This window comes from Methanobrevibacter cuticularis (assembly GCF_001639285.1).
Classification (GTDB): Archaea; Methanobacteriota; Methanobacteria; order Methanobacteriales; family Methanobacteriaceae; genus Methanobaculum; species Methanobaculum cuticulare.
In genome coordinates this window covers 1-12,375 of sequence record NZ_LWMW01000131.1, presented here as the reverse complement: position 1 = coordinate 12,375, position 12,375 = coordinate 1, and the positions used below count along the sequence as shown (strand labels likewise).

Annotated in this window: 6 protein-coding genes; 5 read left to right on the top strand and 1 reads right to left on the bottom strand. The window is 24.1% G+C overall.

From position 1 onward, the window contains the following. Positions 1-415 precede the first annotated feature (415 nt). Complete coding sequence (locus tag MBCUT_RS08625) at positions 416-679, bottom strand: helix-turn-helix domain-containing protein (RefSeq protein ID WP_067260278.1); 264 nt, start codon at positions 677-679, stop codon at positions 416-418. Between the two features lie 169 nt (positions 680-848). Here MBCUT_RS08625 and MBCUT_RS08620 point away from each other — a divergent pair, with 169 nt between their 5' ends. The 5 genes from MBCUT_RS08620 to dptH all read left to right on the top strand — a co-directional run bounded on the left by MBCUT_RS08620 (position 849) and on the right by dptH (position 11,849). Then, positions 849-1,478, top strand: a complete 630-nt coding sequence (locus tag MBCUT_RS08620; protein WP_067260277.1) for a hypothetical protein — start codon at positions 849-851, stop codon at positions 1,476-1,478. A gap of 84 nt (positions 1,479-1,562) precedes the next feature. Beyond that, on the top strand, positions 1,563-2,576 hold the full coding sequence (locus MBCUT_RS08615; protein ID WP_067260276.1) for a hypothetical protein: 1,014 nt from the start codon (positions 1,563-1,565) through the stop codon (positions 2,574-2,576). Positions 2,577-2,816: 240 nt separating this feature from the next. Further along, on the top strand, positions 2,817-5,078 hold the full coding sequence (gene dptF / locus MBCUT_RS08610; RefSeq protein WP_067260275.1) for a DNA phosphorothioation-dependent restriction protein DptF: 2,262 nt from the start codon (positions 2,817-2,819) through the stop codon (positions 5,076-5,078). Beyond that, on the top strand, positions 5,078-6,448 hold the full coding sequence (gene dptG, locus MBCUT_RS08605; protein WP_067260274.1) for a DNA phosphorothioation-dependent restriction protein DptG: 1,371 nt from the start codon (positions 5,078-5,080) through the stop codon (positions 6,446-6,448). The genes dptF and dptG overlap by 1 nt, the downstream gene beginning before the upstream one ends. After that, positions 6,429-11,849, top strand: a complete 5,421-nt coding sequence (gene dptH / locus MBCUT_RS08600) for a DNA phosphorothioation-dependent restriction protein DptH (RefSeq protein ID WP_067260273.1) — start codon at positions 6,429-6,431, stop codon at positions 11,847-11,849. The genes dptG and dptH overlap by 20 nt, the downstream gene beginning before the upstream one ends. Positions 11,850-12,375: the final 526 nt, after the last annotated feature.

Sequence of the window (12,375 nt, the reverse complement as noted above, 5' to 3'; positions counted from 1 at the left end):
TTTTATAAAATAATAAATTTTTCAATAATGACTATAATATAATCATTTTAAAAAAGTTATAATTTCCAAATGAATATTACATTTTATCATATTTAAAAAATGTATCATGAACATTTTGGACAAAGACTTTTATTTGACTAAATATCTAAATACAGAATTGTAACAATGTTAAGATTATTATAAATTCTTAAAAAAATTTATAAAAGTCTGAAAACAACCAATTTTGACAATTCCTCTCAATAATCGAGTAAAGTTCTTTTTCTGCAACTCAACATTTGAACAAATGATATTGAGTCTTCTTAATTCATCATTCAATCTTCTTACATATATATTTGATGTTTTAAACAAAATTCACTCATTAACCTTGTATTAAATTAATATTAAATTACATTTAATTAATACTTAGTTTTTACTATCATGTTTTGGCATATTGTAAAGCTTGTTTGCCTAAATCGGTTATTATATATAATCTACCTATTTTTTTATCTGGATTTAAGCATTCTACTAATCCATATTTCATTAGCTTTTTCAAAGTTCTGCTTACATTTGCTTGACTTAGATTTAAAGCTTTAGCTATCTTAGTTGGTGTTTTTATTCTATTTTCAAGATAATTTAAAATCTTTTCAATATTTTCCGATGATTGAACTATTGATATTACTTCAATTAATTCTCCTTCCATATTAATATAGTATTTTTAATTATTATAATTTTTCATATCATTTATTTAATTATAACATATCAATAGCATATCAATTACTTTATATAAGAGTTAATATAAATTTATAAATAAAAATATTTTATAATAAAGGTATTTGAAAATCTAAAAAATATTAAACTTGGAGATGTAGATGAAATATAAAAATAAAATACAACATAACCAGAGTTGTAAAGAATGTAAGGAGAGAATTTTTGAATTACTTACTAATGTTTATGGTGATGTTGAAAAACAGTATAAATTAGGTATTTTAACTAATTTAAAACATTATGAAGAAAACAAAAGATATTCAGATATGGAAAAGATTTTCAATTGTTTGACTAATGAAAGAGGTCATGAAAACTTTATTAAAAAACCAAACCTGTCTCCTGTTGATTATTACATAAAAAATGAAACTGATAAATCTAAGGAGTTCATTTTAGAATTTGATGAATCCCAACATTTCACAAATTTAAGAAAAGTTGCATTGGAAAATTATCCATCTAGCTTAAATTTAGGATTTGACAAGGAAAAATGGATTAGTTTATGTGAATCATTAAATAGACATGACAATGATCCTATTTTTAGAGATGAACAAAGAGCATGGTATGATACGCTAAGAGATTTTGCACCTTCTATTTTAGAAATAGCTCCTACAGTAAGGTTATTTGCTAGTGATTATATCTGGTGTGAGCTGGATGTTGGCAATGAAAATGATTTAAAAAAGTTTAAAAATATTGTTGAGATGAAAATAAAGCATGGAAACAGTTATTATTGTGAATAAATGAAATAATGCTGATTTTGATCGATTAGCTAGTATATAGGGAAACGGTTTATTAATTAAAAAAGAATTATAGATGTGATAACAATGAATCTTAACTATTCAAAGAATTATCTTTTTTTGACAAGATTAGATAAGAAATGTCTTTTTGTAACTGATAATAATAATCATATTCTTCTTGAATTTGATGATGAAAATCAATTGATTAGTTCTAAAGAGATTAATGAAAAATTTAGAGAAAAAGAATTAGGATATTCCTTAAAGGAAATTAAAGATAGGTTTTTGAATTTAAGTAGAGATGAAGATATATTTAACTATTTAGTTCCTTGGGATATGGAACTTGAAAGAATATTCAACTGTATAAGGTACAAATATCTTCTATCTATCTCTAAATCTGGGTTTGATCAGCCTTCTAAATTTTTACATAGTAGTTATAATAGGCCATTTCAAGCATTAGCAGGTAAAAATGTTTATCAAGGTAATGTTGAGGTAAGAAAAGACAACGATGACATTTTTAAAGACATGGGATTTAAATCTCCAGAAGAAACTGGAGTTAGCTTCGAAGAAGAAATAAATGATTTTAATTTCATTATTAGATTCTTGAGAAAATATTATCGAAATGATTTGCCAAAAATTTATGCAGAGTTAATAGCTATTAAGCCAGGAATGCATGAATTGCTTATTCATGGAAATTATTTTGATTTAACTGAAAAGCATCAAAATAATGTGAATAAAAATAAAATCAATGCCAACAATGTTGATGGAAAAGTAGATTATAGAAGTGAAGTTTTTGCACTTTTAGCAAATGTGGGAACTGTTGAACAAAGCCCTGTACAAAATTTAAACAAATTTCCTAGAGATATAAATGTAAATAGCTATTTCACTTATGCATCTTGTAATATAACTGAAGGACCATTTGTTTCAAGAAAAATAAAAAATATTTCATATTTTGATGAAATAAGAAAAATTCACTCAAAAGAAGAAATTAAAAACATTGAAGATAAATTCGATATTTATTACTATGATAAAGGTATTGATTCTAAAGAAAAATTAGAGAAAGTTTTGCATGAAGCTGAAAAATTCAAATCTTTTCCAAAATAAAATCTATAAATATCCAGTAATCAATATTAATCTTTACTCACCAAAAAGTAGTTTAAAAATTCTAATAATGACTATTAATCCCCAAAATAATAAAAAATAGATTCAAGCAACAAAAATTAGAGTAATATTTGGTTTAAAATGATTTAAAATGAAAAATGATTTAAAATTGGTTACATAAAAATTTTAAAGTTTAGAAATTATCATGAAAAAAATAAAATCACGACAAAAAGGTTTGGAAATATGCATAATAATTATGAAACATTTAATTTTTTAAAAGAAGATTTTCCTACAATTGAAAAAATATGTACTCTTGTAGAACAAAATATTTATATTAATCCCGTTTATGCAATAATTGAAGGGAGAAAAGCAACAGAAAAAATACTTGATGAAGTTATAGATGAAGAAAATCTTCAAAAGCTTAAAAAAATTAATTTGAATGATAAAATTGAGGAACTTTTTAGCTTTGGTATTTTTTCTACTGACAGGTTTGTTTTTAGGGCATTAGATGAAAATAGAAGACTTGGCAATATAGCCGCTCATGATGAAGTTCGTGATGAGATCATGACAGCTTTAAAGGTTCATAAAAATTTATATAGTATCACTAAATGGTTTCATGAAAAATATTTTGATAAATACGAAGTAGAAGAATATAAAAATCCAAGTCCCCAACATATAGAAACCAAAAGTAAATTAGTTGAAGAAGATGTTTCTATAGATACGATTTCTATAGATGATGATCGTCACAATTATCCAAAATCACTACCCAGTGATTCTGTTTCTTGTAAAAATAAAGATAGCTATTTGTTAGGAGCGATTTCTAAACTTAAAATTTCCGCTAGGGAAGCAATTGAGGATCCTAAAGATTTTTCTATTTTTAAAAAATATCTTCATGTTAAAAGAGAAATTGAAAAGGAATTTATATCTGTATTAGAAGAGTCTACTAAAAATGATTTTTCTCAATTAATTCTTTTGTGTGGAAGTGTAGGAGATGGAAAATCTCATCTTCTTGCAGCAGTAAATGAAGATTATAATGAACTTTTTTCAAAATTTGAGATTCATAATGATGCTACTGAAAGTTCTAATCCTAATAAAACATCAATCGATACTTTATCTGAAGTATTAATTAATTTTAAAGATAAAAATATTAAGACTTCAAATACTAAACTCATTGTAGCAATTAATTTAGGTGTATTAAGTAAGTTTTCTGAATCAGAGTATGCAAATGAAGAATTTACAACCATAAAAGATGAACTAGAAAAAAGTAATGTTTTTAACTCAGAAAAAATTAATGAAAAATTTGAAAGTGAATATATTAAGATTGTTGATTTTAATGATTATAATTTATTTGAATTAGATCCTATAAAAAATGGTGAAAATCCTAATTCTACTTATATCTCTAAATTATTCAAAAAAATTTCCAATAAAGATGATGAAAATCCATTTTATACTGCTTATTTGAAAGACAAGGAAAATAAATTAAACACTCCAGTTTTAGTTAATTATGAAATCTTTAGTGATGATGAAGTTCAAAAAAAATTAATTCAATTTATTATTAAAATTATTGTTAAACATAAAAAAATATTATCTACAAGAGAAATTTTAAATTTTATTTATGAGATTATTGTACCTCCTAAAATAAACTCGTTTTATTCTGAGAATGTTTTGGAATTTCAAGAAGATTTGCTCCCTAACTTAGTATTTACTCCATATGAAAGATCTGATCTTCTAGAATTGATTTCTTTAGAGGATCCTAAGAAATTTAGAAGTGAAATTTTAGACCAAGTTTTGATTGATTGGAACAATATCTCCAGAAATAATACTAATAATAATTCTAATGTATTGGATATTGTTTGTAAATACTTAGATTCATCTAAAATTGGAGTCATTATAAACAGTTTAAGCGATTACAATCAATCGAAAGAGGAGTTGCTTAAAACATTTTTAAATTTTGCTATTTTTTATGGAAAAAATTTTAAAAACACATTTAATGATGAAAGCTTTGAGAAGTATTTAGAATACTTATACTATTTCAATACAAATGATATCTTAAAATATAAAGAATTATATGATAATATTAAAAAAACAATTTATAAATGGAATGGGTCATATGATGAGAAGTATATAATTATGAGTAAGTTAAATAATTTCATTATTTCAAAAAGAATTGAGTTAAAGCCAAAACCAACGAAAACTAAAAATAATAACACTATTGAAAATTTAGGTTCAAAATTTAAAAAAAATATTTCACTTGTTTTTTCTATTAATGGTATTGAATTAGATTTAAATTTAGATTATCCACTATATGATATGATTATGAAGATTAATAATGGATATCAACCAAATGTAACCGAAAAAAAGAAGCTTTTAATTTTTGATGAATTCATTGAAAAATTATCTAATGCTCATATTAATGATTCCTTAATTATTACTGATAGTTATGATACACAATATAAATTTGAAAAAGATGACTTTGATCTATTTAATTTTAAGAGGATGGTTTAATGTTTGAAAAAAATTATGGTGAACTCTATGAACAAATGACCCGTGCAGATGGTGAAATTGAACACAGACTCAAAAAATCATTAATGTTACCATTTGCAACTGACCATAAACAAAGAGTTGAATTTGAAAATGGTTTTAACGGCACGATTGGTGAATTATCTCGTATTTATAATGGCAAAGTTTTTTTTCATGATTATGATTTAGATAATTTGATTGATGAGATTATTGTAAAGAGTAAAATTGAATCAATAGATGAAGATGAAAAAGTGTTGAAAGATATTATTAAAGAATATTTGATTAAAGATGCTAGTATTAATGTTATTCACCCATATTTATTTCAGTACCTTCCATTAAATGAAAATAAGCATGAAAAAACTGGAGAAAAGAAAATTGCTAAATTTTTAAGAGATATTTTTTTAATAAATAATACTTTTTTTAAAGATTTTTTTAATATAGAACAAGTTGATAACATTTTAATAAATTTTATTTTAGATAATATTGATAAATTAGATGATGAATATGTTGATCCAACATATTGTAGTTCTTTAAATTTTATTTCTAAACTTTTTAATAATGATTTAGAATTTTTAATGAAAGACACAGATTATTTAAAAAGAAATCTTGATATTTTTTTTGCATATTATTACTTTTTTTATGTGAGCCAGCTTTCATTGAAAATGAGTAAAGGTTCTTCAGGGATAATAGATGAACCTGATGAAATTTATTATTTATTAGATTGGGAAAATGTGAGTAAAAACCGAAAATCAGTTGAATTGGGTTATAAATTTCTTAAAGATGAAAATTTAGAGTTATTGACATATGTCAATCAAATTGAACAATTAAATTTATTATTTGGTACTAGAGGACTTTTAATTCCTGAATTAATGGAAAAATATGATGATTTTTCTGATGAATCTAAGAATCAATGCTTATTTTATTTAAACAAGTGGATATCCACATATATAAATTTAAAAAAAATCACTGATGATGTGGAAACCACCACTTTTGAATGTAATATTGAAGATTTAATAAATAAATTATTTGAAATCCTAAAAAAAGGAATCAACTCTGCACCTAAATATAGATATGCATTAAATGTAGAAAATATTGCTAAAAAATATTTTCTTAAAAGGCGTGGAAAATATGGGCATATGTTAAATATTAATCAAGAAATATTACTTTTAATTACAAAATTGTCTATTAAAGGAGAAAAAATGAAGATTACTCATTTATTTAAAGAATTTGAAAAAAGAGGGCTTTATTTTGATAAATATTCCAAAGAAGAAATAATTTCTCTTTTCAATAAACTAAATATTATAGATAAAAAAAGCGACAGTGGAGATGCACAATATGTCAAGCCAATTTTATAAATATTTGTCTGATAAATTGATTAGATTTTTAGATAAAAATGGAATTAGTAGTGGGGATAAATTTTATATTGAATTTGATGAAAAAGAACAAGTAGAAAAATTTTATAATATTTTAAAAGACAGTTCTAAAACTGAAAATTTCAAATATGAACATCTTGGCGGAGAACCATTTGAATCATATGCAATTATATTAGGTGATATAAAATTAGTTGTAGTGAAAAATACTACTGTTGAAAATGATTATATTGTTACTCTTAGAAATAGAATAGCAAAACAAAATAAAGAATGGAAAAATACTTCTTTAATTGTCATCTGTGATAGTGCAATTGACAGTATATATGATGGAATGCAGGATTTACAAAAGGGAGATATGCCTCTTAATAGTAAAATTATTGCAAACGATTTAGAATATGACATTGAAAACTCTAATTTAAAAGAAGAAGAACGAGAAATAGTAAAATTTTGCATTGCTATGAAAACTGATGAGCAGTTTAATACAACTTTATGGGAATATGAAGAAATTTTAGCCATTATCAATAAGGGATCTATTGATATTGATGAATATTATGGATTAGAATTATTCCCTGATGAATGCTTATCTCACTATACTCCTTATCAGATGAAAAAACGATTGGAAGAAAATCATAAATTTTTTGATGAAATTAAAAGAATTAGGGATTTTGAAGATAAGAAATCCAAACTAGAATCAAAATTTGACAATTTGGGAGTTAAACACCTGATGAATGAAAAATGGTGCAATACAGATTTCAATACTATCAAAAAATCTAAGGAATCTTTAGATAAATTATATAAAAGAATAAACTACCTTCAAAATAATGAAAAAAAAACTAAAGAAGGACTAGTTTACTGGGAAAGACCTTCTTCCCATACTGTAGCAGGCCAAAGGAAACGACATATTATAATTTTTAATGATAATAATTTAGAGAGTATTACTTTAAAATTTGAATTTGATAGTGAGTTACATAGAACATTTTTAGATAAAAATTCTAAAAAATTCTGCAATATATCTAAAAATAAAATTATAGTATCTTTAGATACAAGTAAAAATGGAATCTCATTTCATAAAATTAAATACAGCCACAATAATGAAACTAAATCTACATATTCATTTAATATTTTAGTGTTAAACTCTAGTGAGAATGCATTTAAGTCTATTAAAACAAAATATGAAATAAGTACATATAAAAAAAAACATGTGAAAATAACTAATGACGAATATAATGATATAATTGAATTTGGCACAGGTTTAAATGAAAAATCGGTTACTATTGAACATGAAAACGAGCATATTTATTTAAACAATGAACAGAAAATTACTATCTCAGATAAGTCTAATTATGATGAAAAAGGCAAATTAAGATTTACCTTGATTTATTCAGATGATGAAATCAATTTCGAAATTATTGAAGAAAAAAAATCCCAACAACCTTCTGATTCATACTTGTTATGGAAGTTAAAAAGAGAAAAACAAGAAAATATAATTTTCAATGATACAACTGCTTCACTTGGGACGGATTTTTTTATTTTGAAAGATGCTTTTAAGAGATATTTATGTTTTGAAAAGCAAATAATAAGTAAAAAAATTTTCTATGGAGAAATTAAAGATGATAATGTTCAGAAAGTAGATATAGTTTTAAGTGAAGAGTTAGCTAATGCATACAATGAAATTTTTAACTATTATATTGGAATTAATAATATTCCTAGTTTAACATTTTTAGATAATAATTTAAAAAACCTTTATGAAAAGTTTTTAGCAATTTTTAATAAAGAGATTGAAAATATCGAAGAAAAAAGTATTTTATCTAATGATCCGAAAAAATTGAATCTACTCAAAATAGGATCTTTTAAAAATAGAGACAAAATTTTACTTTCAAGCTTATCTCCAATAAATATGGCTTTTCAGCTAGAAATAGATAGACAATGTAGAAATGAAGAAATTGAATCTAATATTATCAAGCGATTGAGATCAAATAATCTGATTCCATTTATATATGGTCATGATGATGAGTTATATGGACCTAGTTTTCAAAACGATGCTCATGAATGGTTAATTTATGAAAAAATTAAGGAAATTGCTATTGGTTCTACAAATACTTTTTTAGCTAATGTTATTGAAGAAAAAATTAGGCATTTTATTTCTCACTTTAAATTTCTTTTCAGAACAAATAAAACATCTCCATTAATTTTAAACTTTGTAAATTTAGAAAATGATGAAGAGGTAGTTAAAGGAATTATTAAATTTTTAAGAAATGAAATAATAAATGAAAAATACATTAAAATTCAAATTAATATTTATAATACAAGCTATAAAAGTAGTTTTGATGAATTTTTTTCATGCGAAAATGTTAATCAAGTAAAAGAAAAATTCAATTTCAACATTAAAAATAGTACAAATTTCGATGCTGATGATATTTTAAAGGAAATCCAAGACAAAATTATTTTTTATAAAAATAAATTATCTTCTAAGTTAAATTTTGAATATGCTCACATTTCATTTTATAATTATAATAGTGAATCTTCTCCATTTGTATTCAGTATGGACGATTTGGAATCTGGATTATCCTTAAATGGGATTTTATCTTCAACTACATTTACTAAAACTTTTTCAGGAATTATTGAAGGTTTTGGAGTGAAAAATATTGAAAATTTTGATAATATTTTGACTAAAACTGTAATAAATTTAAATGAGTTGGCATCTAATAACAGAAATAACGGTAGAGATTCTTATCAAAAAAAGAATGCTATTGCAAAAGAATGTACAGATTTAGATGAAAACCTCATCAATAACTTATATGAGAGCTCTAATTGGGTCACATTTATTAATCCAAATTTTGGATTAGATTATTTCCAAGATAATACTTCTGGATCAATTGTTATTCATTATAGTGACCAATACTCTTCATCTGATAGTTATGATTCAATAACTGTAACAAAAAAATCAGAACAATATATTAAACTGATAACTGATTTTTTACATTCAAACCAAAACGACATTGATCCCTACAAAATAGAATCTGTAATAAAAATGTTTAATAGTATAAACGGTGAATGGCTATTGAAATTGCTAAATAATACTAATAATATCAACATTGAACATCAATTATCTATTATTTCTGCAATTAAATATGGAATTTCAATTTTGAATCATGAAGATATTATCTGGATACCTATATCCTTACAGGAGATTGTTCGAATTGCAAATACTGTCAACCTTCCTAAAAATTCATTTTCGTCTCCATTGAAAGATTCTTTAATTGGTGATATTTCTGATAGCTTACTATTCATTGGAATTAATTTAAATAATCCAATTAATATTTATTATTATCCTATTGAAGTTATGAAGGAATATAGCCCTAAAAAAACTAAATCTGCAGATATAAAGACTCCTTCTGATGTTTTAAACGAAATTTTAAATCAATCCGACGATAGTTTTAATAAAAAATTTTATCGGAATTTTTTTATCCAACTTTTTTTTACAAGTAAGGAAAAATTTACTATAAATAACTTTTGGGATGAAAAGAATGTTGAAAAAATAAACCATTTTAAATCTAAGCTTTTAAATGATGATTATATTATTAGTGATAAATTAGATGAATTTATTGGAAAATGTGCAATAATCTCATTTAAGAGAAATACGCACGAAAAAAGAGTTTATTTAGATAATGAAACATTATTCATTGAATTAAATGAAAATGATGCATATAATGGAATTGGAAAATCTATTTCTGAGATATATGATGAAATAGGAAACAAAAAAATAAATATTTCTAATGAGTTTTTATTAAGTAATCATGAGATCCAAATTCAAGAAAATATCAACTTTAGTGATAATGTGATTCATAGTACTAATGACTGGAAAACAATGCATGACGATGTCAGTGCTATTGATAATTTAATCTATAGTGATGATTTGAAGAATGAACTAGATGAAACAATTATTGAAACCTCAGATAATGATTATAATATTCCAGTTTTGAAAGTTGAAGAAGAAGTTCATAATTCAGAAACATTGAATTCATGTGATATGATTGATAATGATAAAGTGTCTAAATTTGAAGATGGAGAATCTTTAATGTTTAAAAATGGTTCATTTGTTGGTATTCAGCAAAATAGTGGCAGTAATGTTAATATTGATAGTGATAGAGATAGCTATAATGATAATAATAACCTTAATTATGAGTCAAATGAATTTAACTCTAGTATTTATGAAAATAATGGTCCAATATTAGACAAAAGGATTTTAGTAGATAATGAGAATAAATTTAATTTAGACAAAGATTTGAATTCTTTAAGATGTTTTATAGGTACTGAAAAAAGATCTTTGAGAAAAATTCATTGGGAATTTGGAAATTCAAATTTAGGAAATAGACATTTATTTATTCAAGGAGGTTCTGGTCAGGGAAAAACTTATCTAATACAATCTTTAATTAAAGAATTATCAAAACAAGATATTCCCACCATAATTATAGATTATAATCATGCATTTGATTTAAAACATTTAGAATCAGATTTTATGAATGAATTGCAAGATAAAATTATTGAATATGATGTGGTAAAAGATAAGTTTCCAATCAATCCATTTAGAACTCATTTTTTTGAGGATGGAGAATTTGAAGATAATGATGATATTGCTGAAAGATTTAGTTCTATGATAAATAATACTTATAACTTAGGAGCTAGACAAAAAGATGCAGTATATCTAGCAATTTTAGAAGGTTTAAAAAAGAAAAAGAATTTGATGTGCTTGAAAGATTTGGGGGAAGAATTATCTTTGGCAAATGATTCTCACTCATTATCTGCATTGTCTCAACTAAGATTATTTATTAATAAAAACCCATTTGGTATCCAACAAGGATTTGATTGGACTGATTTGGAAAAACCTGGACAAATAAGCATAATCCAATTATCGAATTATCATGATATTATACAAAAAATAGTAGTAGAGGTAATATTATGGGATTTATGGATTCATAAAAAGCAAAACGGTAGCAAAAATAAGCCATTCATAATAGTTTTAGATGAATGTCAAAATTTGAATTTTAATTCAAACTCTCCAACCACTAAAATTATAAAAGAAGGTAGGAAATTTGGGTATTCTGGATGGTTTGCAACACAAAATGTCAATGGGTTAAATAGTGATGTAATCAGTCTTTTAAATATTCCTAGTGAGAAAATATTCTTCAATCTAGAAGGTAGTGAATCTGATAGAGTGTCTAAACTATTATTCAATGATCTTTCTGAAAGGAAAATATGGGGAAGTAAAATTTCCAGTTTATTAAAAGGAGAATGTCTTGTTTATGGCCCAGTTAAAGATGGTGATAAATGGGTTCCCAGTAAACCATATATCGTTAAAGTAACACATCTAAATGAAAGAGAATGATTAAACTATGAATGGGGTTATTTATTCTTTTAATATCTATGGAAATAGAAACTAGTGTTAGTAAACATCTAATGGTGGAGTTTATAACATGTCTAAAAATTCTTATATAGGAATACTCGTAATATAAAATATGCTATGAGAGATGGATATTATTCATAATCATTATAACCATATACATATTCAAATTCCTATAAATCCCCATATTTTTCATTTTCCCACATATTTACCCATATATTTTCTCATATATTTATTTACGCTATTTTTAAAATAAAAATAATAGACAAATAATAGATAGAGAATATATAGTTTAAATCGAAAAGTTTAAAAGTAATGTGAAGTAAATTATTTTTATGGTAAATAAAATACAAAAAAGAGTTAAAATGTGTGTTAAGAAAAGTTGTTTGAATAAAATTATTAGTAGGCATCAGCAAGAAGCTGATGTTTTAAAAAAGTTGATTTTTATTCGATTTTTGTACAATGGAAAAAGCGTTGATGAAGCAGTAGAATTGATGGAAATTTCATTATC

Excerpts from the sequence above, each read along its gene's own strand:
- MBCUT_RS08620 (WP_067260277.1), top strand. The coding sequence starts at position 849 with ATGAAATATAAAAATAAAATACAACATAACCAGAGTTGTAAAGAATGT.
- MBCUT_RS08625 (WP_067260278.1), bottom strand. The coding sequence starts at position 679 with ATGGAAGGAGAATTAATTGAAGTAATATCAATAGTTCAATCATCGGAA.
- MBCUT_RS08615 (WP_067260276.1), top strand. The coding sequence starts at position 1,563 with ATGAATCTTAACTATTCAAAGAATTATCTTTTTTTGACAAGATTAGAT.
- dptG (WP_067260274.1), top strand. The coding sequence starts at position 5,078 with ATGTTTGAAAAAAATTATGGTGAACTCTATGAACAAATGACCCGTGCA.
- dptF (WP_067260275.1), top strand. The coding sequence starts at position 2,817 with ATGCATAATAATTATGAAACATTTAATTTTTTAAAAGAAGATTTTCCT.
- dptH (WP_067260273.1), top strand. The coding sequence starts at position 6,429 with ATGTCAAGCCAATTTTATAAATATTTGTCTGATAAATTGATTAGATTT.